Annotated in this window: 25 protein-coding genes; 16 read left to right on the top strand and 9 right to left on the bottom strand. The window is 59.1% G+C overall.

Translation table 11 applies throughout. The annotated features are described in order from the left end of the window. Positions 1–79 precede the first annotated feature (79 nt). The 3 genes from NYR50_RS04940 to NYR50_RS04950 form a co-directional block, all read right to left on the bottom strand. Positions 80–1,159 (bottom strand): TIGR01620 family protein, encoded by a 1,080-nt coding sequence (locus tag NYR50_RS04940; RefSeq protein WP_418136947.1) that lies wholly within the window; start codon positions 1,157–1,159, stop codon positions 80–82. After that, positions 1,156–2,634: a YcjX family protein gene (locus NYR50_RS04945; RefSeq protein ID WP_418136948.1), complete on the bottom strand. Its 1,479-nt coding sequence runs from the start codon at positions 2,632–2,634 to the stop codon at positions 1,156–1,158. The genes NYR50_RS04940 and NYR50_RS04945 overlap by 4 nt, the downstream gene beginning before the upstream one ends. Before the next feature lie 128 nt (positions 2,635–2,762). Continuing rightward, positions 2,763–3,239 (bottom strand): SixA phosphatase family protein, encoded by a 477-nt coding sequence (locus NYR50_RS04950; RefSeq protein WP_418137255.1) that lies wholly within the window; start codon positions 3,237–3,239, stop codon positions 2,763–2,765. A gap of 302 nt (positions 3,240–3,541) precedes the next feature. On the opposite strand from NYR50_RS04950, the gene dksA reads away from it, so the two are divergent. Continuing rightward, a complete protein-coding gene (gene dksA / locus NYR50_RS04955; RefSeq protein WP_006312570.1) occupies positions 3,542–3,961 on the top strand; it encodes an RNA polymerase-binding protein DksA in 420 nt (139 codons plus the stop codon). Positions 3,962–4,068: 107 nt separating this feature from the next. On the opposite strand, the gene NYR50_RS04960 is transcribed toward dksA, so the two are convergent. Next, complete coding sequence (locus tag NYR50_RS04960) at positions 4,069–5,319, bottom strand: flagellar biosynthetic protein FliO (RefSeq protein WP_418136949.1); 1,251 nt, start codon at positions 5,317–5,319, stop codon at positions 4,069–4,071. A gap of 233 nt (positions 5,320–5,552) precedes the next feature. Between NYR50_RS04960 and NYR50_RS04965 the strand changes: the two genes are divergently transcribed. The 7 genes from NYR50_RS04965 (at position 5,553) to NYR50_RS04995 (ending at position 13,947) form a co-directional block, all read left to right on the top strand. Beyond that, entirely contained in the window at positions 5,553–5,831 is a 279-nt protein-coding gene (locus NYR50_RS04965; protein ID WP_418136950.1) for a hypothetical protein, read from the top strand. Positions 5,832–6,004: 173 nt separating this feature from the next. Beyond that, complete coding sequence (cckA, locus tag NYR50_RS04970) at positions 6,005–8,590, top strand: cell cycle histidine kinase CckA (RefSeq protein WP_418136951.1); 2,586 nt, start codon at positions 6,005–6,007, stop codon at positions 8,588–8,590. Positions 8,591–8,875: 285 nt separating this feature from the next. Further along, the gene (gene clpS / locus NYR50_RS04975; protein ID WP_006312564.1) at positions 8,876–9,229 is read left to right on the top strand and encodes an ATP-dependent Clp protease adapter ClpS; all 354 of its coding nucleotides are present in this window, start codon (positions 8,876–8,878) and stop codon (positions 9,227–9,229) included. A gap of 10 nt (positions 9,230–9,239) precedes the next feature. Beyond that, the gene (gene clpA / locus NYR50_RS04980; RefSeq protein ID WP_418136952.1) at positions 9,240–11,750 is read left to right on the top strand and encodes an ATP-dependent Clp protease ATP-binding subunit ClpA; all 2,511 of its coding nucleotides are present in this window, start codon (positions 9,240–9,242) and stop codon (positions 11,748–11,750) included. 77 nt (positions 11,751–11,827) lie between these two features. After that, positions 11,828–12,586 carry an AzlC family ABC transporter permease gene (locus tag NYR50_RS04985; RefSeq protein ID WP_418136953.1) on the top strand — a complete coding sequence of 253 codons (759 nt, stop codon included), beginning with the start codon at positions 11,828–11,830 and terminating at the stop codon, positions 12,584–12,586. Then, positions 12,583–12,927 (top strand): AzlD domain-containing protein, encoded by a 345-nt coding sequence (locus NYR50_RS04990; protein WP_418136954.1) that lies wholly within the window; start codon positions 12,583–12,585, stop codon positions 12,925–12,927. The genes NYR50_RS04985 and NYR50_RS04990 overlap by 4 nt, the downstream gene beginning before the upstream one ends. Before the next feature lie 69 nt (positions 12,928–12,996). Then, positions 12,997–13,947: a phosphatase PAP2 family protein gene (locus tag NYR50_RS04995; protein WP_418136955.1), complete on the top strand. Its 951-nt coding sequence runs from the start codon at positions 12,997–12,999 to the stop codon at positions 13,945–13,947. On the opposite strand, the gene NYR50_RS05000 is transcribed toward NYR50_RS04995, so the two are convergent. Beyond that, complete coding sequence (locus tag NYR50_RS05000) at positions 13,948–14,808, bottom strand: LysR substrate-binding domain-containing protein (protein WP_418136956.1); 861 nt, start codon at positions 14,806–14,808, stop codon at positions 13,948–13,950. It lies immediately after the preceding gene. 110 nt (positions 14,809–14,918) lie between these two features. Between NYR50_RS05000 and NYR50_RS05005 the strand changes: the two genes are divergently transcribed. Next, entirely contained in the window at positions 14,919–15,770 is an 852-nt protein-coding gene (locus tag NYR50_RS05005) for an urea carboxylase-associated family protein (RefSeq protein ID WP_418136957.1), read from the top strand. A 124-nt stretch (positions 15,771–15,894) separates the two neighbouring features. Here the strand turns inward: NYR50_RS05005 and NYR50_RS05010 are convergent, their stop codons facing one another. The 4 genes from NYR50_RS05010 to NYR50_RS05025 are packed head-to-tail and all read right to left on the bottom strand — an operon-like array spanning position 15,895 to position 18,748. Then, complete coding sequence (locus tag NYR50_RS05010) at positions 15,895–16,323, bottom strand: HIT family protein (RefSeq protein ID WP_418136958.1); 429 nt, start codon at positions 16,321–16,323, stop codon at positions 15,895–15,897. 21 nt (positions 16,324–16,344) lie between these two features. Continuing rightward, positions 16,345–17,544, bottom strand: coding sequence for a GNAT family N-acetyltransferase (locus NYR50_RS05015; RefSeq protein WP_418136959.1), 1,200 nt, complete (start codon positions 17,542–17,544; stop codon positions 16,345–16,347). Then, entirely contained in the window at positions 17,541–18,281 is a 741-nt protein-coding gene (locus tag NYR50_RS05020) for a glycerophosphodiester phosphodiesterase (protein ID WP_418136960.1), read from the bottom strand. The genes NYR50_RS05015 and NYR50_RS05020 overlap by 4 nt, the downstream gene beginning before the upstream one ends. Beyond that, positions 18,278–18,748, bottom strand: a complete 471-nt coding sequence (locus tag NYR50_RS05025; protein WP_418136961.1) for a RidA family protein — start codon at positions 18,746–18,748, stop codon at positions 18,278–18,280. The genes NYR50_RS05020 and NYR50_RS05025 overlap by 4 nt, the downstream gene beginning before the upstream one ends. Before the next feature lie 116 nt (positions 18,749–18,864). On the opposite strand from NYR50_RS05025, the gene NYR50_RS05030 reads away from it, so the two are divergent. From NYR50_RS05030 to NYR50_RS05060, 7 genes are all read left to right on the top strand, one after another. Beyond that, a complete protein-coding gene (locus tag NYR50_RS05030) occupies positions 18,865–19,707 on the top strand; it encodes a cell envelope integrity EipB family protein (RefSeq protein WP_006312548.1) in 843 nt (280 codons plus the stop codon). 193 nt (positions 19,708–19,900) lie between these two features. Then, positions 19,901–20,668, top strand: a complete 768-nt coding sequence (rpsB, locus tag NYR50_RS05035; protein WP_006312546.1) for a 30S ribosomal protein S2 — start codon at positions 19,901–19,903, stop codon at positions 20,666–20,668. A 360-nt stretch (positions 20,669–21,028) separates the two neighbouring features. Continuing rightward, positions 21,029–21,955, top strand: a complete 927-nt coding sequence (tsf, locus tag NYR50_RS05040; RefSeq protein WP_418136962.1) for a translation elongation factor Ts — start codon at positions 21,029–21,031, stop codon at positions 21,953–21,955. Between the two features lie 97 nt (positions 21,956–22,052). Then, the gene (gene pyrH, locus NYR50_RS05045) at positions 22,053–22,775 is read left to right on the top strand and encodes a UMP kinase (protein WP_003502561.1); all 723 of its coding nucleotides are present in this window, start codon (positions 22,053–22,055) and stop codon (positions 22,773–22,775) included. Between the two features lie 65 nt (positions 22,776–22,840). After that, positions 22,841–23,398: a ribosome recycling factor gene (gene frr / locus NYR50_RS05050; protein WP_006312543.1), complete on the top strand. Its 558-nt coding sequence runs from the start codon at positions 22,841–22,843 to the stop codon at positions 23,396–23,398. Between the two features lie 64 nt (positions 23,399–23,462). After that, on the top strand, positions 23,463–24,206 hold the full coding sequence (locus NYR50_RS05055) for an isoprenyl transferase (RefSeq protein ID WP_006312542.1): 744 nt from the start codon (positions 23,463–23,465) through the stop codon (positions 24,204–24,206). Then, positions 24,206–25,039 carry a phosphatidate cytidylyltransferase gene (locus NYR50_RS05060; protein WP_174008323.1) on the top strand — a complete coding sequence of 278 codons (834 nt, stop codon included), beginning with the start codon at positions 24,206–24,208 and terminating at the stop codon, positions 25,037–25,039. The genes NYR50_RS05055 and NYR50_RS05060 overlap by 1 nt, the downstream gene beginning before the upstream one ends. Positions 25,040–25,044 lie beyond the last annotated feature (5 nt).

The raw sequence follows: 25,044 nt of genomic DNA on the forward strand, positions 1-25,044 counted from the left end.
GGAATGGTTAATGCTTGGTTTATTTCGCGCTCATTTGCGGCTCCGTCCGTAACCTTTTGAACCGGCAATGCCCGGCAGATCAGGCTTTTTCAGCGTTTTTTCCGCCGCTTAAATCAGGCGTAAGGTCCGACATGAAATCGCCGATGCCCGGCCGCTTCACCGCCCTGAACGGCAGTGGACGGCAAAGATCCATGGCGGCAATGCCGATTCGCGCCGTCATCAGACCGTTGATGACGCCTTCGCCGAGGCGGGCCGAGAGTTTGGAGGCAAGGCCATGGCCGAGAACCTGTTGGGCAAGTCCGTCACCCACGGCAATCGAACCCGTGACGGCGAGATGCGCAACGACATCGCGCAGGAGCTTCAGCATGCCGAGCGTGCCCGGACGGCCGCCATAAAGCTCCGCCATGGCGCGCACCAGCCGCGTCACCTCGAACAGCACATAAGCGAGATCGACCACGGCGCGCGGGCTGACGGCGGTGACGACCGACACGCGCTTGGAGGAATTGAGAATAAGGGCACGGGCCTGCCTGTCGAGCGGCACCAGCAATTCGCGTTCGGCAAGCTCGATCAGATGCGGGCCGTCGATGACGTCATTTTCCGTTTCCTTCAGCGCCGCGCGCCCCTTGGCCGTTTCAGCTCGATGGGAGAGGACGGCATTCAGGCGGGTGACGATGGCGCGCGCGGGTTTCGGGCTCTTGTCGAGGCTTGCCGTCTCGGCATCGGCCTTGAGAGACTGCACGGCATTGAGCCGCATGATGCCGAAGACCTCGCCGCCGACAAGGGCGAGAACCGCAAAAAGCGCCACGATAAGCGCGATCGTCGCCGTGTAACCCAGCCAGTCGGAGCGGGAAAACAGATTGCGGATCAGCTGATCCGCCCAGAGCCCGAAGGCGAGTGAGAAGAGCACACCAAGCGCCCCGAGCGCCAGCTTGCCGAAGGAGAAGCGGCTTTTCTTCGGTGTTGCCACCGGCAATGCTGCGGCGTCGATATCCGCAGGCGCCATAAACGGGTCATCCTCGTCCGGCGTCAGCGAAATCTCGGCGTCGAAGCTGCGCGGCGCGCGTTTTTGTGTGGTGGACGGCCGTGCCGCCTCCTCGGTATCGAGCGCGAAAGCCGCCGGGCGGCGTGTATTCGGATCGTTTTGTGTGGGAGCCTTCATGCGAGCTTGTCTCCGAACAGGAACTGCATGGCGCGGTCGAGCCTGATATGGGGAACGGAAAGCCGGATGCCGCCGCTGCCCGGCTCGTCGATATTGGGCGGGCGGAAACGCACGACATTGACGTCAGGCAGTGTCGCCTTGTCGCTATCCTGGTCTATGCTGCGAAACAGCGGCTCCGGATCCTCTGGCAGATCGCCTGGAAAGATCGCCGTCTTGCGATTGCCGTCGAAAATCTCGCCATTGATGGTTTCACCGGCCATGGGTGTGCCGACGATAACGGGCAGCTCATGGCCATCCTGGCGCACGCTTGCCTCTCGGGTCGCGCGCACTGAGGCAAGCGCCATGACCTCGATGCCGGCGCCGTTCATGCCGATGGTTGTGATGGCGCGGTCGACCAGACGGCGGGTCAGCCGCTCCAGCCGGTCATGGCTTTCATGATGCAGATGATCGGCCTTGGTGGCGGCAATCAACACCTTGTCGATGCGCCGGCGGATCAGCGACGACAGTATGCTATTGGTGCCGGGGCGGAAACAGGCAAGCACATCGCCCAGCGCCCGCTCCAGATCCTGCACGGCCTCCGGACCGCGATTGACCGCCTGCAGCGTGTCGATCAGCACGATCTGTCGGTCGAGACGGGCGAAATGTTCGCGGAAGAAGGGTTTGACCACGATTGATTTATAAGCGTCATAGCGTCGCTCCATCATGGCGCGCAGCGAGCCCTTCGGTGCCTTTTCGTCGGTCAGACCCGGCAGGGGGGCAAATGTCAGCGCCGGCGATCCCTCGAGATCACCAGGCATCAGAAAGCGGCCCGGCGGCAAAGTGGAGAGCGACCTTTCGTCGGATTTGCAGGCTTTCAGATAGGCCGCAAAACTTTCCGCCAGACGGCGCGCCGTCATTTCGTCAGCGGGCGCATTGATATCCAGCGAGGAGGCGATCGCCAGCCATTCCTGCGCAAGTTCTGCGCGAATGCCGCTTCCGGCAAGTGCGACAGTTGCATCGCTGAACTGCTTGTAGTCCTGCGACAGCAGTGGCAGGTCGAGCAGCCATTCGCCGGGATAGTCGACGATATCGATGGAGAGCTTGCCGGCCGAAAACCACCGGCCCCAGCCGCTGGCGCTCTGATAATCGAGCGTGATCCGCAGTTCCGAGATCGCCCGTGTCGAATCCGGCCATAGCCTGTCACGCACCAGCGCCTGAATATGGTCTTCATACTGGAAGCGCGGAATCGCGTCGTCAGGCTGCGGTTCCAGACGCACATTGGAGACGCGCCCGGATCGCATCGCCTCGAACAGTGGCAATCTGCCGCCATTCAGCAGGTTATGCACGAGGGAGGAGATGAAAACCGTCTTGCCCGCGCGCGAAAGGCCGGTGACGCCAAGCCGCAATGTCGGATGGGTAAGGTTGCCCGCGCGGTCGGCCAGATTATCGAAAGCGATAAGCGCGCTGTCTGTCAGGGACGTAAGAGAAGGCGGCAATGGCAGTTTCCTGGCTGTGTTTCACGGTCACTGCTGCATATAGGAAGTTGCGGCTGCACAAAAAAGAAGCGCTCCAACGGATTTTCGGCAGTGCTGCTTCCCAACGCCTTTGTTGCACGCGGCAGCGGTTATTTGCCCGGCGCAAGGAAATCGATCAGCCGCCAGCGATTTTTACCGCTTGCCGCGCTGTCGTCCTGATCCAGAACCGCAAGACCCGAGGTGGGAAAACCCGAGGGCAGGGCGGCGTGCAGCAGATCTTCGCCGATCATGGCCTCCAGCGTCGCCTCCATGGTCGGGTTATGCCCCACCAGCATCACCGACTGCACTTCCGTTTGCGCGGCGATGAGCGACAGATAGGTTTCGCTGCGGGCATTGTACATCTCATCGATGTAGACGATATCGATGCCTTCGTTGAAAGCCCGCTGCCAGGCCTGCGTGGTCTGCCGGCAGCGCGTGGCCGTGGACGACAGAATGAGATCGGGACGGTAGCGCCGGTCTGTGGCAAGGTCAGCGATGATCTCCGCTTCGCCAAAGCCGGCCTCGTTCAATCCCCGGTCGAAATCCCTTTCTCCCGGCGCCGCCCAGGCGGCCTTGGCGTGGCGCAGAAGATAAACTCGGCTCGGGAAAGTTGCTGTCAAGGGCGGGGACCGGCGTTCGAATGTCAGGACACGGACTGAATGCTACAGGATAGGGTTGCAGGACCGCAAGTCCCCTTTCCTGTTGGTAAGTCGCATTGAAGTGATTGAAGAAGAAATCGCTTCAATACGAATAAAGGATAAAAATTAGTCATTTAGATGATTTTTGTGTCAGTTTTAAAAATGCCTGAAAACTGATCTGTAGACTTGAATCGGTCTATATCATTGGAGTATACACCGCCGCATTGAGATGTTCTTCGAGGAGAATCGCGTTGAGTGAGAAGATCGATCTTAGCAAATATGTGCTCTCGGAAGACGATGAGTTCATGAATGCCAGCCAGCGTGCCTATTTTCGCGCGAAGCTCATAGCCTGGAAAAATGATATCCTGAGAGAAGCGCGCGAGACGCTCGGACATCTCGCCGAAGAAAGCGCCAACCATCCCGATCTCGCTGATCGGGCATCTTCCGAAACAGACCGGGCGATCGAGCTTCGCGCCCGCGACCGTCAGCGTAAGTTGATCTCGAAGATCGATGCAGCCCTTCAGCGGATCGACGACGGCACTTACGGTTATTGTGAGGAGACGGGCGAGCCTATCGGTCTCAAGCGTCTGGATGCCAGACCGATCGCAACGCTTTCCATCGAGGCGCAGGAGCGTCACGAGCGTCGCGAAAAAGTCTATCGCGACGAATAAGGCGTTTCCGCCGACAGGCTGAAAACCGCATCAATAAAAAAAGGGCACGGAATTCGTTTCCGTGCCCTTTTTGCTGTCGTGAATTTGTCTCGGAATACACCCGCCCGTCAGCGGTCGCGGCTGACGGAAAGCTCTCCGAAGATACGCGCCATTTCTTTCTGCATGTCTCCATCCGGTGAAGCGCCGGTGACGCGCGGAGAGGCGGGTTGCGTTTTGACATCTCTGTCTGCCACAGGCGTGACGGAAGGTTCGTTATCCGCTTCCTTGCTCTTGGCGATTTCCGCTTCCAGAAAGCTTTCGAAATCACTGGCAAGCTCATCGGAAAATTTCGGTTCGGCGTCGGCTGAAGCCACAGGCGGGTTTTCAGGCCTCGGCGGAAGAGCAGCGGGCGGCGTATTCTGGCCCGGCTTCAGGTCGGGAAGAACCCGGTTGCGGGCAGCGTCGAGAAAATCGGCGGCGATGGATTGGTCGATCAACGGCTCCCGCGCCGCAAAGACCGGCGGCGCAAGCTCCACGGGCCGCTCTTCCGCTAGCTTTGCCTGTTCGGGCATCTGGGCGGGGATCGGCGGCGCGACGGGTGCTGGGGCCGGAGCCTGTACGAAAGGCTCGGTCCGCTTTGGCTCTGCTGGTGCCGCCGGCATATCGAGTGATGCAGCGGCAATGGGCAGGACGGTTGCGGCCGGGACGGCTGCCACCGGGATAGGCGGCGGCGCGGGGCGGGTCCGCTCGGGTGCGGCCTGCCTTGCCGGCGGAGCGGGCTCCCGCGAGATTGCCGCAGGCGGCGCGGGTTGCGGTGGTGTCGATGGACGTGGTGGCATGGGGGCGGCGGTTGCCGTAACAGGGGCGGGACGCGAAACGGGCGCCGGCTTGGGCGGCTCCGGCCGCTGCGTTTGCTTGGCGGGTTCTTCGGGGCCGGAAACAGGAGCTGCGGCCACAACAGGCTGCTGCGGCAAGGCGGCGCGGCGTTCCTGCGGGATCGACGATTCGGCTCTGTTCTGTTCGATGTCCTGGCGCGGTAGTGCCTTCAGTTCCGGCTCCTGCACGTCCCTGACGATCGGGATCGCACCGATACCGCTTTCGATGACGATATCGGTCGGGCCGCCGATCATGACCAGATGTTCGACGTTATCGCGACGCACGAGAACCAGACGGCGGCGCGCATCCACGGCCGTCGCGTCGAGAACCTGCAGGCGCGGCTGCCGGTTGCGACCGCCACGGATGAACGGCGACGAACCGCTTCGCCTGCGCAGAAGCCACAAAGCGATCGCCAGAACGAGAAGCGCCACACCCACACCGACAACGGCGACGATGAGATTGTTGCCATAGGTGCCGATAAAATCTTCCATCATGGAGATCATCCCTTCAGATTTTTTGGCATTTCAGTTTCTTGGACAATTAATATTGCCGTGGTTCTTATAGTGTGAACGCGAAACAGGAAAAGACGATTTTTTTAAGTGTGATACAAGGTTTATTCATTTCGCCTCACAGGATAGCCGTATCGATCGCAACGACGCCACCAAAACGCCATATCCTCTCCTTCAATGCTGGGAGGCAATGAAGGTTGCAATCCTTTCGCTTCGGGAGAGACTGAATGGTCAAGGCATCGCGCGTAGACGGGTTTCCTGCGCCACGTCTCATTGCCGTTGTTTTTTTGTTGCTACCGATTTTCAGTTCTCCACACCAGGCAACGGCGACGGAAGACAAAGCATTGGAGGCTTCCGCCACCATGAAGGACTTCGTGCGGGACAATCCGTCCTGCATTGATTTCACGGACGGATGCTCGGTCTGCACCGTCGCTGACGGCGAGATCGCCTGCTCCGCGCCCCGCATTCAATGCCAGGTGAAAGAGCTGAGCTGTACGAGACGGTAGTCTCTGAGGCATTTATACCGCTTTCAGGCTGTTTTCGCTGTGCGTTTTTAAGCCTTTGTGTGGTAGCGGAGCTTTTTGACGGTCAAGCGAGTTGCTACAACAAATTCTGCTGCCCGATTCCGTCGAGGAAATAAGGCTGACCGAATGACGACCTGCACGACTGCGAGGCCAAGATGACACGGGTGCGCGAGACAAGCGACAACGACCTTCCGCTGGTGGACAGGCGTGCCCGTTCCGGCACGGTCTTGCGCATTCTGCTTCTGGCGCTGGTTCTGATCGCGGCGGCGGCCGCCTTCGTCTATTTCAAGGATTCGCTGGAAAACGAAATCGTGCTCGGCATTCTCGGCGTGCTGGCCATGATGGGCATCTTCTTTCTGGTCTCGTCGATCATCGGCTTCATCGAGGTGATGCCGCAGTCGCAATCCGACGGCCTTGCCCGCCGGTTTCTTTCGGCCCATCCCGAAGGCACGCTGATCACCGATGCCAAGGGGCATATGGTCTATGCCAACGCCACCTATTGCCGCATGAGCGGCACCACCAAGGCGAGCGATATCCAGAGCCTCGAGACGCTTTTGTCGCGCAGCCGCGAATCGACAGAAGCGCTTTATCGGCTGATCAACGTACTGCGCGAAGGCCGCGACGGTTACGAGGAGTTCCGGTTGCTGAAACCGCTCGGCGAGGATTCCGGCGCGGGGCCGCATTGGTACAGGCTGAAAGGCAGGGTGCTGAAGGATGCGAGCGGCGAGGGGCTGCACGTTTTCCAGATCGCCGATATCACGCCGGAACGCGAGGACCAGGAGCGTTTCTTCCGCGAATTGCAGAACGCCATCGATTACCTCGATCATGCGCCGGCCGGTTTTTTCTCCGCCAGCCGCAAGGGCGAGATCGTTTATCTGAACGCCACTCTGTCCGAATGGCTCGGTATCGATCTCGCACAGTTTTCGCCGGGTTCGATGACCATATCGGATATCGTCGCCGGTGAAGGCATGGCGCTGATTGAATCCGTGCATCCGCAGGGCACGGCCAAGCGCACAGAAATCCTCGATCTCGACATGCGACGGGTGAACGGCCAGAGCATGCCGGCCCGCCTCGTGCATCAGGTCACGGCAAAGGATGGCGCGCCGGGTGAGAGCCGGACGATCGTTCTGATGCGTCCGAAGGGGCAGGAGGACACGGAATCCTCCTCCGCCATGCGCTTCACCCGCTTCTTCAACAATACGCCGATGGCGATCGCCTCGCTTGACGGCGAAGGCCGCATCCTGCGCATCAACGCGCCGTTCCTCAAGCTCTTCTCCGGCGTCGTCGGGCGTGACGATATCGACCGTGGCGTGGCACTCGAAACCGTTCTTCACGACAATGAGAAGCCGCGGCTTGAGCAGGCTTTGGCCGAAGCCAAGGATCGCCAGGGTGATATCGCACCGTTCGATTCCCGCCATCCGAGCAACGAGACCAGGCATTTCCGTTTCTACGTCAACGCCGTCATCGACCAGGACGACGAGGCGCCGGAAGAAGTGGCGATCGTTTACGCCATCGAGGTGACCGAGCAGAAGGCGCTCGAAACCCAGATGGCGCAGACCCAGAAGATGAATGCGGTCGGCACGCTGGCAGGCGGCATTGCCCACGACTTTAACAACGTTCTCACCGCCATCCTGCTGTCGTCCGACCATCTGCTGCTGCAGGCGCGGCCCGCCGATCCGAGCTTTGCCGATCTCATGGAGATCAAGCGCAATGCCAACCGCGCCGCCGTGCTGGTGCGCCAGCTTCTCGCTTTCTCCCGCAAGCAGACGATGCGTCCGGCCGTTCTCAACCTGACCGACGTAATCGGCGATCTTCGCATGCTGGTCGACCGGTTGATATCAGGCACCAATGTCAAGCTTGAGGTCGATTACGGCCGCGATCTCTGGCCGGTAAAGACCGATCTTTCGCAATTCGAGCAGGTGCTCATCAATCTCTGCGTCAACGCCCGCGACGCCATGCCTGATGGTGGCAAAATCACCATCAGGACGCGCAACGTCGATGAGAAGGAAATCGCAGCGCTTGGCCGCCCCGAATTCCCGGCCGAAGACATGGTCATGGTGGAGGTTGCCGATAACGGCACGGGCATTCCGCCTGAAATCATGGACAAGATTTTCGAGCCCTTTTTCACCACCAAGGAAGTCGGCAAGGGCACGGGCCTTGGCCTTTCGATGGTCTATGGCATCGTCAAGCAGTCGGGCGGTTACATCTATCCCGAATCGGAAGTGGGCAAGGGAACCGCCTTCCGCATCTATCTGCCGCGCCATGTGGTTGAGGTCGTTCAGGTGATGGGGCAGGATGGCGAGATGATTGCCGCGCCGGTCGTGGCGGCGGAGCCGGTGAAGGAAGAACCGCTGGATCTCACCGGCAAATCCGCCGTCGTGCTGTTGGTCGAGGACGAGGAAGCGGTGCGGCGCGGTGGCAAGCGCATGCTGGAAACCCGCGGCTACACCGTGCACGAGGCCGGATCCGGCATTGAGGCACTGGAAGTGATGGAAGAACTGGAAGGCAAGGTCGACATCGTCGTCTCCGACGTCGTGATGCCGGAAATGGATGGTCCGTCGCTGCTGAGAGAATTGCGCAAATCCTATCCGGACCTGAAATTCATCTTCGTTTCCGGTTATGCCGAGGATGCCTTTGCCAGAAACCTGCCGGCGGATGCCAAGTTCGGTTTCCTGCCGAAACCCTTCTCGCTGAAGCAACTCGCCATCGCCGTTCGAGAAATGCTCGACGAGAAGGAGTGACGCTGGCGGCGGCGAACCGGATTCGCCCGCGTCATTCGCTCTGCGGAACCGGTCTGCATGCGGCCGGAGTTGCGCCATTCCCGCCGCTTTGTTCCGCTCGTCCGTCGTATGCCGCCTTCACAGCCTCACTTTTCCCGAGGTTTGCCTCTTCGCAAACGCAATAGTGATTGCACCGTTGCGCAAGGGGCTTAAAATCGCATCTTAACGACCTAGATATGGAGAGGCGAAGTTCTCCCTTCTGGCAATCAGCTGTCGGTTTGAGAATAGTTTGGAGAATGATGAAAGATGATCGCTAAGCCGATCTACATGCAGGGCGAAGGCGACGGGGAAGACGGCGGCACCAACCGCGGAACGTCTGTTATCACCCGCGTTAAGCCGAAAACGAAAAGACCGAATTTGTACCGTGTTCTTTTACTGAATGACGACTACACTCCCATGGAATTCGTCATCCATATTCTGGAGCGTTTTTTCCAGAAGGATCGCGAGGCGGCAACCCGCATCATGCTGCACGTGCACCAGCACGGCGTGGGCGAATGCGGGGTGTTTACATATGAGGTCGCAGAGACGAAAGTAAGCCAGGTCATGGATTTCGCCCGACAGCACCAGCACCCGCTGCAGTGCGTCATGGAAAAGAAATGAGGATCGCAACGTGCCAACTTTTTCCCCAAGTCTCGAGAAGGCGCTGCACCAGGCACTGACCTTTGCAAATGAGCGTCACCACGAATATGCGACGCTCGAACACCTGCTTCTGGCGCTGATCGACGACGCGGATGCCGCCGCCGTTATGGCTGCCTGCAATGTCGATCTCGACGCACTGCGCAAGACCGTCAGCGATTACGTCGACAATGAACTGACCAACCTCGTCACCGGTTATGACGAGGATTCCAAACCTACATCCGGTTTCCAGCGCGTCATCCAGCGCGCCGTCATCCATGTTCAGTCGTCCGGCCGCGAGGACGTGACTGGCGCCAACGTGCTGGTGGCCATTTTCGCCGAGCGCGAAAGCCATGCCGCCTATTTCCTGCAGGAACAGGAAATGACCCGTTACGATGCGGTCAATTACATCTCTCACGGCATCGGCAAGCGTCCGGGCACGTCGCAGACGCGCGCGCCGCGTGGCGCTGATGAGCCGGAAAGCGAAAGCAAGCCCAGCCGCGGTAATCCCGAGGAAGACGGATCGTCTGCCAAGAAGCAGCAGGATGCGCTGAAGGCCTATTGCGTCAACCTCAACGACAAGGCGAGGAACGGCAAGATCGACCCGTTGATCGGCCGTCACGACGAGGTCAACCGCACCATCCAGATTCTCTGCCGCCGCTCCAAGAACAACCCGCTTTATGTGGGTGATCCGGGCGTGGGCAAGACGGCGATTGCCGAAGGCCTGGCCAAGCGTATCGTCGAAGGCAAGGTCCCGGAGGCGCTCGCCAATGATACCATCTTCTCGCTCGACATGGGCACACTGCTTGCCGGAACCCGTTATCGAGGTGATTTCGAAGAGCGTCTGAAGCAGGTCGTCAAGGAACTCGAGGAGTTTCCGGGCGCGGTGCTGTTCATCGATGAAATCCACACCGTCATCGGTGCCGGCGCCACGTCCGGCGGCGCGATGGATGCATCGAACCTGCTGAAGCCTGCGCTGTCATCGGGGGCTATCCGCTGCATCGGTTCGACCACCTACAAGGAATATCGCCAGTTCTTCGAAAAGGACCGTGCACTCGTGCGTCGTTTCCAGAAGATCGATGTCAACGAGCCGTCGATCGATGATGCGATCGCGATCATGAAGGGTCTGAAGCCTTATTTTGAGGATTATCATCACCTGAGATATTCCAACGAGGCGATCAAGGCCGCCGTCGAATTGTCGGCACGCTATATTTCCGACCGCAAGCTGCCGGACAAGGCGATCGACGTGATCGACGAGACCGGTGCCGCACAGATGCTGCTGCCTGCCTCCAAACGCCGCAAGCTGATTACCGAACGGGAAATCGAGGCCACCATCGCGACGATGGCCCGCATTCCGCCGAAGACGGTTTCCAAGGATGACGAGATGGTTCTCGCCAATCTTGAAAAGGAACTGCGCTCGGTCGTTTATGGTCAGGACATCGCCATCGAGGCACTGGCGACCGCCATCAAACTGGCGCGTGCGGGCCTGCGCGAACCGAACAAGCCGATCGGCTCCTATGTCTTCTCCGGCCCGACGGGCGTGGGCAAGACGGAAGTGGCCAAGCAGCTTGCCGCCTCGCTCGGCGTCGAGATGCTGCGCTTCGACATGTCGGAATATATGGAGCGCCATACCGTGTCGCGCCTGCTCGGCGCACCTCCCGGTTATGTCGGCTTCGATCAGGGCGGTCTCCTGACCGATGGCGTCGACCAGCATCCGCATTCCGTGGTGCTGCTGGACGAAATCGAGAAGGCCCATCCGGATATCTACAACATCCTGTTGCAGGTGATGGACCACGGCTCGCTGACCGACCACAACGGCAAGAAGATCGACTTCCGCAACGTCATCCTGATCATGACGACCAATGCGGGTGCGTCCGAAATGGCGAAATCGGCCATCGGTTTCGGTTCTTCGCGGCGCACGGGTGAGGATGAAGAGGCGATCAACCGCCTGTTCACGCCGGAATTCCGCAACCGTCTGGATGCGATCATTCCGTTCTCGCCGCTGCCCACAGCCGTTATCCACAAGGTCGTGCAGAAGTTCGTCATGCAGCTGGAAACCCAGCTCTCCGAACGCAACGTCACCTTCGACCTGCATGAGGACGCGATCTCCTGGCTGGCGGAAAAGGGTTACGACGAAAAGATGGGTGCCCGCCCGCTGTCGCGCGTGATTCAGGAACACATCAAGAAGCCGCTTGCCAATGAAATCCTCTTTGGCAAGCTCAAGAAGGGTGGCGTCGTCAGCGTCACCGTCGGCAAGAAGGATGACGGCTCCGACGGTCTGATACTCGAGGTTCTGCCGGAGACCGCCCCCGTGAAGCCGCAGCCGGAAGCCGAGTTGAAGGCGGCGAAATCGCCGGGCAAGCCGAAGGCCAAAGCGAAAACGGCTTCCAAGGCGGCAAAGACTGCCGATGAGGCTGAGATTCTGGTGGCCGAGGCCGACAAGTCTGATGAGGACAAGCCGCGCCGCAAGACCAATACGGTGCCGAAAGTACCGAAGAAAAAGTAATCCAGCTCTTTGACCGATAGACAATGCCGGGCGAGAGCCCGGCATTTTCATGCCTGTCCGTTCCTGATGGAATTCAAATGCAGACTGCCGAAAGCGACGTCATCCCCCTCAGCGGCTGGTTCTTCCGGGGAATGCGGGGCATTTTCTCGCTACCCTCGCTCATTCTCATGACATCTTTTGTCGGTTTCAGCGCCTTTGCGCTGGAATCCGGGGTGGCGCGCGGCGAAGCGGTGTTCATGACGCTTGTCATCTGGGCCTTGCCGGCGAAGATGATCCTGATCGGCTCCATGGTCGGCGGCGCCAACCTTGCCGCCTGTTTTCTGGCGGTCACGCTGTCTTCGGTGCGGATGATGCCGATGGTCGCCTCCATCGTTCCGGAAATGCGCGGTGCGAAGACGCCGACATGGATATTGCTGTTTCTCTCGCATTTCGTCGCGATTACTGCCTGGGTCTTTGCCACGCAAAATCTTTCCAAGGTGCCGCGTGAAGCACGCGCCGCCTGGTTCGCCGGTTTCGGCATCACGCTCACCGTCGTCAATGCCATCATCGTTGGCCTGTGTTACGGCGTGGTCGCTGCGTTTCCGCCGCTCGTTGCGGGTGTGCTGTTCTTTCTGACGCCGGTCTATTTCATCGCATCCATCTGGGCTTCGGCCCGCCATTCCGTCGTCAAAGTCGCCTTCGTCATCGGCGTGATTGCCGGACCAGCCTTTGCGGTGGTCGCGCCGGAATTCGATATTCTCTATGCCGGTATCGGTGGCGGCACTTTGGCCTATGTGATCGACCGCTTCGTCTTTCGCCGCGGGATCAAACCCGTCTCACCGAAGGGCGAGCCATGATGACCGAAAACTGGTGGGCGCCCTATCTGTTCATTGCCATCGCCGGCTGGCTGGCGACCGATCTCTGGCGCTGGCTCGGCGTCCTCGCCGGTAACCGGTTGAAAGAGGATTCCGAGGCACTTTATTGGGTGAGGGCGGTTGCCACCGCACTGGTCATGGCCGTCACCGCCAAGCTTATCGTCTTTCCAACCGGATCGCTGGAAGCGTCACCCATGTGGCTGCGCATCGGCGCGGCCGCCCTCGGCTTCATCGCATTTCTGGTTGCCGGCCAGCGCGTCATCGTCGGTGTGGCGGTTCCAATTGCACTTCTAGCCGCTGGGCTTTTTTTGCGCGGTTTTTAATGCCAGCCTTATCCGAATATTAAGCGCGCTGTCTTAATTTGTCGCTGAATGGAACAGGGGCGCAATTCCATGCGGCTATTCGCGGCAGAACGCTTTGTACTTGGCTTCATCGCCATATTATTCGCTATTGATGCGATGTTAATTGCCGACAAGGGCATACCTGTCGATTATGCCGGATATCTTGTGTGCGTGGTGGCAGGTGCCGGCGTGTTCAGCCTCGGTCAAATCTATCGCAAAAGCGGTCGCGATTTTCGCATCGCCGCGGCCCTGACGTCCGGAGGGCTTTTCATCCTCTTCACGCTTGCCGCCTCGATTTTTAATTACATGTTCCTGCCGGTCGCCTTTCCGGCGATCGATGATGTGCTTTTCAGCGTGGATGCTGCGTTCGGTTACAGCTGGGTAGGCGTCGTCGTGTGGTCGGCGACACATCCGTGGGTCGGAACAATACTGTTCTTCGTTTATGCGACATCGTTGCTGCAGCTTCTAATGATTGTCCTGACGCTGGGCTTCACCGGCAGGGAACGGCAGCTCCACCACTTTCTTTTGACAGGTGTGCTCGGCGCCTTTGCCAGCATTGTCTTCTGGATATTCTTTCCGACATTCGGACCGTCTGCCTATGTGCAACTGCCGCAGTGGGTTTCGCAGACGATTCCTCTGGCGGTCGACAATGGTTACGGTCAGGAACTCAATCGTCTCGCAGTAGAAGGCGTCAGCTATCTCTCTCCTAAAAACGTGCTGGGTCTAATCGGCTTCCCGTCGTTCCATATCTTCATGGCGGCAATGTCGGTTTGGTTCGTGCCGCGTCACTGGCTGGCGATGGTGGTGATACTGCCGCTGAACCTCTTGATGCTGCCCGCCGTTCTCGTGCAGGGCGGACATCATCTGTCGGATGTTTTCGGCGGTCTCATCGCATTTGGCATCATCTGCGCCGCCTCTGGACGATTGCTTGATCGGCTGTCGGCGAGGGAGCGCATCGGCGCGGCGGCAACCGTTCCCGCTCAGGTCGTTGCGGCTGAATAGTCATTTTGGCTTGCGTGCTTCGGCAACCAGCCAGTCGGCCAGAATTTTCGCGGGTGCGGTCATTTCCTCCGGCCGGATGAGCCAGTAATATTTGTTCGTGTCAGCAGGCCTATCGAAAAGCACTGTCAACTGGCCCTCGGCGATCTCTTTACGAAGAAGTGCCGTCGGGCAGAGGCCGATACCCTGTCCCGCTTTCAAGGCTGTAACCAGCAGATTAAAATCCGCGAAAATCGGACCTGCACCGTAAGGTAGCGACATGTCACCAACCGCAAACCAGTCTCTCCATGCCGTCTCGGTATCATCATGCAGCAGTTCCGCGCGTAACAGGCTGGCCTTGTCATTGAAGGGACCAGCATTGGCGATATAGCCGGGCGCACAGGTTGGGCGTGTTTCGGCGCTGAACAGGGCCACGGCATTTTCCCCGAAGGATATCCCGTGCCCGATGGTGAGATCGGAAGCGCTTGTATGCTGCGCGCCGGAATAGCTGATCGACACCTGTATGTCGGGATGCAAGGCCCGGAAGCGGGGCAGCCGGGGCGTGAGAAAATGCGCCACCACCGAAGGCAGGCTGGCAAGGCGCACGGTCATGCGGTCGTGACCCCGGCGGATGCGTTCCGCGCCGGAAGCGATCTGCCGCAGGCTGCCGGAAACCGTGTTGCCAAATTCCTGTCCGGCGGGGGTAAGCCTGACGCCGCGCGCGTGGCGCTCGAAAAGTGCGACCCCAAGCCATGCTTCCAGATTGCGCACATGCTGGCTTACCGCGGTCGCCGTCATGCCAAGCTCCTGCGCGGCTAGGGCAAAACTTGCCTTTCTGGCAGAGGATTCGAAAGCACGAAGGGTGGCGAGTGGTGGCAGTGTCATGATCGATGAGGGTAAGTGACACTTGGGCTGAGCGCAAGAAAAACCTGTCTTGTCAGCGGGGTGGCCATCGCGCAATTATCAGGTCGATAACGTCTTTCTCCGAGGATTTCATGACCACCATGCCTGCTGCCGAACCCGTGGATGCCGCCGAGCGCCGCGCCATCAGTCCCGTCGTCGTTTATCCGAACGGCACGCTGGAGACCCCGGACCTCGCACGCCTGGAGCAGGCAAAGAACGGCATGGAGAAGATCGATGAGGTCATCGTGCCCCCGCGTGACGGCCGCACCTTCACTGTACCCAAAGGGCATTTTTTCCGTATCGTCAGCATCGAAGGCCCGCAGGTGGGGGATTTGAACCTCTGGAACGCCCATGATCTGAACGAGCGCTTTTTCAGCGGTAAGACACGCGCACTGCACGCCACCCATGTTTCCGTCGGCAACCGGCTATGGAGCAACTTGCCATCCCTGCGGCCGATGGCGACCATCACCCATGATACGCTGTCATGGTATGGCTTCGACGAGGATGGCGGCGGTGTGCATGACGTGATCGGCACCCGTTGCGACCCCTATACCAACAAGTTGCTGAGCGGTGGCGATTATCACCATTGTTGCCATTCGAACCTGATAAATGCGCTCGCCTCCGCCAAAGGCCTGTCGTTCCGAGAGGCCGAGCCGCATGTTCATGATGTGCTGAATGTTTTCATGTGCACCGGTTTCACCCGCGATACACACCAATATTTCATGAAGGCGAGCCCGGTGCGGCCGGGTGACTATCTGGAGTTTTTCGCGGAAATCGATCTTATCGGCGCGCTTTCCGCCTGCCCGGGCGGTGATTGCAGCGCCACGCATTCAAGCGACACGGCGGCCTGTTATCCGCTGAAGGTGGAAATATTCCGGCCTGATATGGCGGTGCTGGAAGGTTGGCCGTGGCCGGAGCGGAATGCCTACCGTCCTGTCGAGTGATAGGTCAGAAAACCTATCCTCCGTCATGCTCGGGCCTGTCCCGAGCATCTGCAACCGATTGATTTCACGATACGTGGTTAGATCCTCGGCACAAGGCCGAGGATTGTTGCGTGTTTAGCCAGCGTCACGAAGCGAGCGCCGCCCTTATCTTCTCCGCATGAGCCTTCAGCACCTCGCCGTCGGCCATGGTACCGGAATGCGGCTTCAGAGGCTCGCCTTCCTTGCGCGGAATGACGTGGAAATGCAGGTGGAACACCGTCTGGCCAGCCGCCGGTTCGTTGAACTGCGCGACGAAGACGCCATCCGCATCGAAAGCTTCCTTGGCGGCTACGGCGAGTTTCTGCACCACGGCAATGGTTCTTGCCAGCACTTCGGGGTCGGCATCGAGTAGATTGCGCGAACCGGTCTTGGGAACGACGAGCAGATGGCCGGGTGCCTGCGGCATCACATCCATGAAGGCCAGCGTATGCTCATCTTCGTAGAGCTTGTGGCTCGGAATTTCGCCGCGCAGGATTTTTGCGAAGATATTGTTGTCGTCATAGGCGCTGGTCATCGGTGATCTCCTCGTCGCGGACTATGCGTCCGGTTCGTGTTCCTGTCTTTCGCCCTTGCGGAAGGGCGTGTGTTCATCAAGATAATCGCCGATATGCTCGACTTCTTCGCGCTCGCGCTGAAGATAATCTGCAATGGCGCGGCGCAGGCCCGTATGGGCGATGAAATGCGCCGAATGGGTGGTGACCGGCACATAACCACGCGCCAGCTTGTGTTCGCCTTGCGCACCGGCTTCCACCCGTTTCAATCCCTTCGCCAGCGCGAAATCGATCGCCTGATGGTAACAGACCTCGAAATGCAGGAAGGGATGATCCTCGATGCAGCCCCAGTGGCGGCCATAAAGCGCATCCGAACCGATGAAGTTGATCGCCCCGGCAATGTAGCGCCCCTCGCGTTTCGCCATCACCAGCAGCACGTCATCGGCCATGCGTTCGCCGATCAGCGAGTAGAACTTCCGCGTCAGATAGGGCCGGCCCCATTTGCGGCTGCCGGTATCCATGTAGAAGGCGAAGAACTGGTCCCAGATATCTTCGGTCAGATCGCTTCCGGTCAGCCAGTCGATCTCGATGCCATGTTCCAGCGCGGCGCGGCGTTCCTTTTTCAGCCCCTTGCGCTTGCGCGAGGAGAGGGCGTCGAGAAAATCATCGTGGTCGCGATAACCGTCATTGATGAAGTGGAACTGCTGGTCGGTCCGATGCAGGAAATCGCGCAGCAGCACGGCGGACAGATCGTCCTCTTCCAGAAACGTGACATGCGCGGAGGACACACCGATCTTTTCCGTCACCTGCGCGAGACCCGAGGCCAGAAGCGGCTTGAAGCGGGTGGCATCCAGGGCTTCGGAAACAAGCAGCCTCGGCCCGGTTGCAGGCGTGAAGGGAACCGAACATTGCAGCTTTGGGTAATAATGGCCGCCGGCCCGTTCAAAAGCGTCCGCCCAGCCGTGGTCGAAAACATATTCGCCCTGGCTGTGGTTTTTCAGATAGGCCGGCACGGCGCCGACAAGCGTTCCCGCGGCATCTTCCAGCAGCAGGTGATGTCCAAGCCAGCCGGTCTTTGCCGTCGCCGAGCCGGAATCTTCCATGGAGGATAAAAACGCGTGGGAAATAAAGGGGTTGTAGTATTTTCCTAATATGTTGCGTGAAACTCCGGAAAGCTGGTTCCAGCTTTCCGGATCGATATCCGTGAAGGATTGCGCAACGCGTATGGAATAATCTTCTGTCATGCCGTGGCGGATGGGTTCTCTCTCGGGTCGAAACCTTCGAATGTCATCTGGTCCGCATATTTATAGGTAGTCGCGCGCGCATTTTCATCCCTTACCGTCCAGGTAATCACCGGAAGCCCGAGTTTTCTTTGCGCTTCTATGAAGCTGTTGGGCAGATGCCCCCAATGATAGGAGATGAAATCGAGTCCCAGCTGCATCGCTTCGTCATGCCTGAAGAAGTCTTCCGGCTTGTCGCCTTCCGCCGTCAGCCCGATCGGCCAGGGCGAGCCCGCAGCCTTCAGGTCCTTCAGCAGATGATGATCGAAGCTCATCAACGCCACATGGCCCTTATAACCCTCGAGGTCTTCCAGCACCGCTTCGGCAAAACCATCGTCGACCCCTTCGCCTTCACGGCCTTTCAGCTCGATGACGAGCGGCGCCTTGCCGGCGCAGAGCGTCAGAAGCTGCTTGAGGGTGGGGACGCGGTCCTTGGTCTGCCCAACGGAGAGCATCGCCAGTTCCGCCGACGTGCGTTCACGCACATCGCCCTTGATGCCGGTCAGCCTTTCCAGATCGTGGTCGTGGAAAACCACCGGCACGCTGTCGGCGGCCAGCTGCACGTCGCATTCGATGGCGAAACCGGCCTCAATGGCGCGGGAAAAGGCGGAAATCGTGTTTTCCCAGACCGCCTTGTTGAGATCATGATAACCGCGATGGGCGACGGGTTGCGCCGTCAGCCAGGAAAGCTTGAGCGTCATACGTCGATTTCCACGATGGCGTCGATTTCGACTGATGCGTTGAAGGGCAGGGACGCCATGCCGACGGCGGCACGGGCATGTTTGCCGGGCTCACCGAGAACTGTGGCAATGAGATTGGAAGCGCCGTTGATGACGAGATGCTGCTCCACGAACTCCGGAACGGAGGCAACGAAGCCATTCAGCTTGATGACGCGGCGGATTTTCGAGAGGTCGCCATTCAAAGCGGCCTTGACCTGTGCGAGAATGTTGACGGCGCATAATTCGGCCGCGCGCTGGGCGCTTGCAACGTCGACATCGCGGCCGACAAGGCCCGTCACCGCAATCTTGCCCGATTCCATCGGCAGTTGACCTGATACATAAAGAAGATTGCCGCTGATGGTGAACGGAACGTAGTTTGCGGCTGGTGCTGCGGCGACAGGAAGCGTAAAGCCAAGTTCCTTGAGGCGGCCTTCGATGACGTCAGACATTTTCGTCTCCGGTTTTGTTGTAAATCCTTCAAGAATCCGGCATTCAGAAGATGTTGATCCAAAAGCCGGGCGGTTGCTTGTACAATATGAGCAGCGAGTCCAACAGGAGATATTGCATGTTTGTCAGGACGCTTGGTTTCGTTGCCGCAACAGGGCTTATGACCGGCCTGTCAAACGCTGCCAATGCCTTGCCCATCGCTGTTCCGGATCTCGTTGCCCATCGCGCCGTTTACGATCTCGAGCTCAAGGATGCGTCTGATCGTTCCGGCATCGAGGGCATGACCGGCCGCATGGTTTATGAATTCACCGGCTCGGCCTGTCAGGGTTACAAGACGGATTTCCGCTTCGTGACGCAGATCAACACCGGCGATGCGGTTCGCATGACCGACCAGCAGACCAAGACCTTCGAGGACCTCGCTGCCAAGAAATTCACCTTCGAGACCAAGTCCTACACCGATGACAAGCTGGACAAGGAAGTGCAGGGGGCTGCAATCGACGGCACCGATGGCGTGAAGGTCGATCTGACCCGCCCGGATGCCCGACAGGTCAGTCTCGTCGCCAGCGAATTCCCGACGCAGCACATGTTCCAGGTCATCGAGCATGCGAAACAGGGAAAACGCATTTTCGAATCGCGCATTTTCGACGGTTCGGACGATGGTGATGAAAGCCTGATCACGTCCACACTGGTCGGCAAGTCGCAGATGCCGAAGGATGGCGATGCCGACGCCGGTAAGGCTGGAGAATTCGCCAAGGCGGCATTCTGGCCGGTGACCATCGCCTACTACAACGACAAGACCGGCACCGACGCCCTGCCGATCTACCGCATGTCGTTCAAGCTTTACGAAAACGGAATCACCCGCGATCTGACGATGGATTACGGCGATTTCGTCCTGACGGGAAAGCTTGCGAAGCTTGATATTCTCAAGCCCGAAACCTGCGAAAACAAACCGGTTCGCTGAAACGCGGGCCGTTCTTGCGGTTTTTTCGCATAAATGCTTGCATTTTCATGCGGGCGACTGTATGCGGCTCACCATTCCACACGCGAAGCTTGGGATGTTCCGGGAGAAATCCGGTCCGTTCCGCCCGGTGGTATCGATGAAAATCGGTGCTGTTCGCTTCGCGGGGGTTAAACCGGAAAAGGAGTAACAAGGCATGGCATTGCCCGATTTTTCTATGCGTCAGCTTCTCGAAGCTGGTGTTCACTTCGGCCACCAGACGCATCGCTGGAACCCGAAGATGAAGCCGTACATCTTCGGCGACCGTAACAATATCCACATCATCGACCTGGCTCAGACCGTTCCGATGCTGTCGCGCGCCCTTCAGGTCGTGTCCGACACCGTTGCCCGTGGCGGCCGCGTTCTGTTCGTTGGCACCAAGCGCCAGGCGTCGGAAATCATTGCCGACAGCGCAAAGCGTTCGGCCCAGTACTACGTCAACTCCCGCTGGCTCGGCGGCATGATGACCAACTGGAAGACGATTTCGAACTCGATCCAGCGTCTGCGCAAGGTTGACGAAATCCTCAACTCGGAAGGCTCCGGCTATTCCAAGAAAGAGCGTCTGACGCTTGAGCGCGAACGCGAAAAGCTTGAAAAGGCTCTCGGCGGTATCCGCGATATGGGCGGCGTTCCTGACCTGATGTTCATCATCGACACCAACAAGGAAAAGATCGCGATCGAAGAAGCCAAGCGTCTTGGCATTCCGGTCGTTGCGATCATCGACAGCAACTGCGACCCGGATCACATCGACTATCCGATCCCCGGTAACGACGATGCCTCGCGCGCCATCTCGCTTTATTGCGACCTGATCGCCCGCGCTGCCATCGACGGTATCGCACGTCAGCAGGGCGCTTCCGGCCGCGACATCGGCGCTTCTGAAGAAGCTCCGATCGAGCCCGCTCTCGAAGACGAGGCTGGCGCCTGATTTAGGCCCTGTCTGGCGGTGATTTCTTAATCGCCGTCTCCTCGACCAGGATATGACAAGGCCGTCAAAGACCTTCAATGGGTTGACGGCCTTGTTCGTTTCTAACCGCTCCGCCATGTGTTTTTTTAAAACCGTAGGCGTCCGATGTGGTTGGAACGGCAGGCAGTCTTCATAACGCTGTCACACTAGAGCGGCACCCATCATTTCGATGTATGGCGACGCCGCAGCACTTGGGAATGCGCATGCCCCATCCCGGAACCTCCGGGTTTCAAAGGGTGTGCGGCCGGGTACAGTCATCACCCAGAACTTCGGCACGGCAAATTCCGCCGGCTGACCGATCGAACCGATAAGAGGCAAACAATGACCGAAATCACAGCCGCAATGGTGAAGGAACTGCGCGAGAAGTCTGGCGCAGGCATGATGGACTGCAAGAAGGCTCTTGCTGAAACCAATGGCGACATGGAAGCGGCAATCGACTGGCTGCGCGCCAAGGGCATCGCAAAGGCCGACAAGAAGTCCGGCCGCACGGCTGCCGAAGGTCTGATCGGCGTTGCCACCATGGGTCACAAGGCTGTTGTCGTTGAGCTGAACTCCGAAACCGACTTCGTTGCCCGTAACGACGCGTTCCAGGACCTCATCCGCGGTATCGCGCAGGTTGCCCTGACAACCGACGGCAGCGTTGACGCTGTTTCCGCTGCCACCTATCCGGCAACCGGCAAGTCTGTTGCCGACAGCATCAAGGACGCGATTGCCACCATCGGCGAAAACATGACGCTGCGCCGCTCGGCTGCACTCGAAGTGCCGCACGGTGTTGTTGCGACCTATGTCCACAACGCTGCCGGTGACGGCATCGGCAAGCTCGGCGTTCTCGTTGCCCTGAAGTCGGAAGGCGACAAGGCCGTTCTGAACTCCATCGGCCGTCAGGTTGCCATGCACATTGCTGCAACCAACCCGCTCGCTATCCGCGCTGAAGAAGTTGATGCTGCCGTCGCCGAGCGCGAACGCAACGTCTTCATCGAACAGGCCCGCGAATCCGGCAAGCCGGAAGCCATCATCGAAAAGATGGTTGATGGCCGCATGCGCAAGTTCTTCGAAGAAGTCGCCCTTCTGTCGCAGGCTTTCGTTATCAACCCCGACCTGACCGTCGGCGATGCCGTCAAGGCAGCCGAAAAGGAAGCCGGCGCTTCCATCGAAGTGACGGGCATGGTTCGCCTGCTGCTCGGCGAAGGCGTCGAGAAGGAAGAAAGCGATTTTGCGGCAGAAGTCGCAGCCGTCGCCAAGGGCTGATTATATTTACCCAATCTTGGGAAAACGGGAGGGCATCGCGTGACAACGCGGTGCCCTTCGTGTATCCGCGTTTCGGTTACATTTCCGAGGAGTCATGATGTCTTCCAAGCCGATCTACAAACGTGTTCTTCTCAAGGCTTCCGGTGAAGCCCTCATGGGCGACCAGGGTTTCGGTATCGATGTGGCGGTGGCCGACCGTATCGCCTCCGATATTGCCGAGGCGAGGGCGATGGGCGTTGAAGTCGGCGTCGTCGTCGGCGGCGGCAATATTTTCCGCGGCGTCGCCGTGGCGTCCAAGGGCGGCGACCGCGTCACCGGCGACCATATGGGCATGCTGGCGACCGTCATCAACGCGCTGGCGCTGGCAACCTCGCTGCGCAAGCTCAGCATCGACACGGTCGTGCTTTCGGCAATCGCGATGCCTGAAATCTGTGAGAGCTTCTCGCAGCGCGCTGCCCTTCACCATCTGGCCCAGGGTCGCGTGGTGATTTTTGCCGGCGGCACGGGCAACCCGTTCTTCACCACCGATTCTGCCGCCGCACTGCGCGCCGCAGAAATGGGTGCCGAGGCGATCTTCAAGGGCACCCAGGTGGACGGTATCTATTCCGCCGACCCGAAGAAGGATCCGACAGCCACCCGTTTCGACGAGCTGACGCATAGCGAAGTACTCGGCAAGGGGCTGGCGGTGATGGATATCGCAGCTGTTGCTCTCGCTCGCGAAAACCACATCCCGATCATCGTTTTCTCGATCCATGAGAAGGGCGGTTTCGCGCAGATATTGACCGGCGGTGGTCGCAAGACCATCGTGCACGACAAATAATCAAAAAACGACGTCGCCCCCGGGCGAATCCCGGCCGGCACGGCCGATAGAGATGGAGTATCAAGATGAGTGGTATTGACCTCAACGATATCAAGCGCCGCATGGATGGTGCCATCAACGCCTTCAAGAGCGATATCGCATCGCTGCGTACCGGCCGCGCTTCGGCCAATATTCTCGACCCGGTGACCATCGATGCCTATGGCTCGCGTGTTCCGCTCAACCAGGTTGCGAACATCACCGTTCCGGAGCCGCGCATGCTCGGCGTCAACATCTGGGACAAGTCGATGGTCAATGCCGTCGACCGCGCGATCCGCGAATCCAATCTCGGCCTCAACCCGATCGTGGACGGCCAGAACCTCAGAATTCCGCTGCCTGAACTCAACGAAGAGCGCCGCAAATCGCTCGTCAAGGTGGCCCACGAATATTCCGAAAAAGCAAAAGTGGCGATTCGCCATGTGCGCCGGGACGGCATGGATGGTCTGAAAAAAGCCGAAAAAGACGGCGATATCGGTCAGGACGAAAGCCGTGGACAGTCGGAAAAAGTGCAGAAAATGACCGACGACACGATTTCGGAAATTGACCGCTTGCTTGCCGAGAAGGAAAAGGAAATCATGCAGGTCTAGTATCGCTTGCGATAGACCTGTATTTTATTCGTTTTAATTCCGCGCTTCCTGCTACTGGATCGATATGCCGACGACGACACGTTCCTCCATACCCGAGCACGTCGCCATCATCATGGATGGCAATGGCCGCTGGGCAAAGCAGCGCGGACTTCCGCGCGTGATGGGGCATCGCCGTGGGGTTGAGGCCGTGCGCGAGACTGTGCGTGCGGCAGGCGACTGCGGTATTAGCTATCTCACGCTGTTCGCTTTCTCCTCCGAAAACTGGCGCAGACCGGAATCCGAGGTGAGCGATCTGATGGGCCTTCTGAAGGCCTTCATCCGTCGCGACCTTGCGGAACTGCATCGCGAAAATGTCCGCGTGCGGATCATCGGCGATCGGCAGGGGCTGAAGACCGATATACGCTCTCTCCTCGAAGAGGCGGAGCAGATGACGGCTGGTAATACCAAGCTGACGCTGGTGATCGCCTTTAATTACGGCAGCCGTGACGAGATTGCCCGCGCGACAGCGTCCATCGCCCGTGATGTCGCCGAAGGCCGGCTCAGCGCTGACGCCATTACGCCTGAGATGATTTCGACGAGGCTCGATACATCGGGAATGCCGGATCCGGATCTCATCATCCGTACCAGCGGCGAGGAGCGCCTGTCGAACTTCCTGCTCTGGCAGGCTGCCTATTCCGAGTTCCTGTTCGTGCCGGAATATTGGCCCGACTTCGACCGCCAGCGGTTCTTCTCCGCAATTGAGCAATATGCAACGCGTGACCGCCGCTTCGGTGCTCTGGCCGAGCAGGTTGCCGTGGCAGGCGCCTGATGAGCCGTGAACTCAGACTGCGGATTGTGTCCGCAATCGTCATGGCCGCAGTCATTCTGGCCGCGACCTGGTATGGCGGCATTCTGTTCCGCATCGTTGCCGGTCTTCTGGCGATCCTCATCTATTACGAGTGGTCGACAATTACCCGGATGTCGGAGACCAACTCGACCGGCAATGCCTGGGGCTGGTTTGCGGTTGCCGTCATCGCTGGCAATACGATCTTCGGCGAATCCTCGCTCGATCTGCCGCTTTTATCCGGCTTCACGCTGACTGCGGCACTGTTTCCGGTTTTGCGCGGCAAGAACTGGTGGCTGGTGGGCGGCATTTTTTACGCGGGACTGAGCGGCATATCGCTGGCTGCCATCCGCGGTGACGAACTGGCCGGGTTCGCTTCCATCCTGTTCATTTTTGCCGTCGTCTGGTCGACGGATATCCTGGCCTATTTCGTTGGACGCGCCATTGGCGGGCCGAAACTTGCGCCGTCGATTTCGCCCGGCAAGACCTGGTCCGGCGCTATTGGTGGTGCTGTGGCGGCGGTGATTGGCGGCGCTGCGGTCTCCATGGCCTATCACGGCAGGATCAGCCTGCTGGTGCTGGGGCTCGCGCTTGTCCTTTCGGTGTTCAGCCAGATCGGCGATCTCTTCGAATCCTTCGTGAAACGTCGTTTCCAGGTCAAGGATTCCAGCCATCTCATTCCGGGCCATGGCGGCTTCATGGACCGTGTTGACGGTCTTGTTTTCGCCTGCTTTACGGTATTCCTCATAGCTTTCGTGCATGCGGCGGCAACCGGAGACGTGCCCGGATCGGGCGGCGGTCTGTTGCCGGGTTTCTAGGCGGC

Source organism: Agrobacterium sp. El2ro-1b, assembly GCF_048298475.1.
Lineage (GTDB): Bacteria > Pseudomonadota > Alphaproteobacteria > Rhizobiales > Rhizobiaceae > Agrobacterium > Agrobacterium fabrum.

Coding starts and splice junctions, on each gene's coding strand:
- NYR50_RS04960 (WP_418136949.1), bottom strand. CDS start 5,319: ATGATCTCCATGATGGAAGATTTTATCGGCACCTATGGCAACAATCTC.
- NYR50_RS05010 (WP_418136958.1), bottom strand. CDS start 16,323: ATGACCAGCGCCTATGACGACAACAATATCTTCGCAAAAATCCTGCGC.
- NYR50_RS05030 (WP_006312548.1), top strand. CDS start 18,865: ATGTTTGTCAGGACGCTTGGTTTCGTTGCCGCAACAGGGCTTATGACC.
- NYR50_RS04940 (WP_418136947.1), bottom strand. CDS start 1,159: ATGAAGGCTCCCACACAAAACGATCCGAATACACGCCGCCCGGCGGCT.
- NYR50_RS05005 (WP_418136957.1), top strand. CDS start 14,919: ATGACCACCATGCCTGCTGCCGAACCCGTGGATGCCGCCGAGCGCCGC.
- NYR50_RS04990 (WP_418136954.1), top strand. CDS start 12,583: ATGATGACCGAAAACTGGTGGGCGCCCTATCTGTTCATTGCCATCGCC.
- NYR50_RS05055 (WP_006312542.1), top strand. CDS start 23,463: ATGCCGACGACGACACGTTCCTCCATACCCGAGCACGTCGCCATCATC.
- NYR50_RS05060 (WP_174008323.1), top strand. CDS start 24,206: ATGAGCCGTGAACTCAGACTGCGGATTGTGTCCGCAATCGTCATGGCC.
- NYR50_RS05025 (WP_418136961.1), bottom strand. CDS start 18,748: ATGTCTGACGTCATCGAAGGCCGCCTCAAGGAACTTGGCTTTACGCTT.
- NYR50_RS04985 (WP_418136953.1), top strand. CDS start 11,828: ATGCAGACTGCCGAAAGCGACGTCATCCCCCTCAGCGGCTGGTTCTTC.
- NYR50_RS04965 (WP_418136950.1), top strand. CDS start 5,553: ATGGTCAAGGCATCGCGCGTAGACGGGTTTCCTGCGCCACGTCTCATT.
- NYR50_RS05015 (WP_418136959.1), bottom strand. CDS start 17,544: ATGACAGAAGATTATTCCATACGCGTTGCGCAATCCTTCACGGATATC.
- tsf (WP_418136962.1), top strand. CDS start 21,029: ATGACCGAAATCACAGCCGCAATGGTGAAGGAACTGCGCGAGAAGTCT.
- NYR50_RS05020 (WP_418136960.1), bottom strand. CDS start 18,281: ATGACGCTCAAGCTTTCCTGGCTGACGGCGCAACCCGTCGCCCATCGC.
- pyrH (WP_003502561.1), top strand. CDS start 22,053: ATGTCTTCCAAGCCGATCTACAAACGTGTTCTTCTCAAGGCTTCCGGT.
- cckA (WP_418136951.1), top strand. CDS start 6,005: ATGACACGGGTGCGCGAGACAAGCGACAACGACCTTCCGCTGGTGGAC.
- frr (WP_006312543.1), top strand. CDS start 22,841: ATGAGTGGTATTGACCTCAACGATATCAAGCGCCGCATGGATGGTGCC.
- clpS (WP_006312564.1), top strand. CDS start 8,876: ATGATCGCTAAGCCGATCTACATGCAGGGCGAAGGCGACGGGGAAGAC.
- NYR50_RS05000 (WP_418136956.1), bottom strand. CDS start 14,808: ATGACACTGCCACCACTCGCCACCCTTCGTGCTTTCGAATCCTCTGCC.
- NYR50_RS04995 (WP_418136955.1), top strand. CDS start 12,997: ATGCGGCTATTCGCGGCAGAACGCTTTGTACTTGGCTTCATCGCCATA.
- rpsB (WP_006312546.1), top strand. CDS start 19,901: ATGGCATTGCCCGATTTTTCTATGCGTCAGCTTCTCGAAGCTGGTGTT.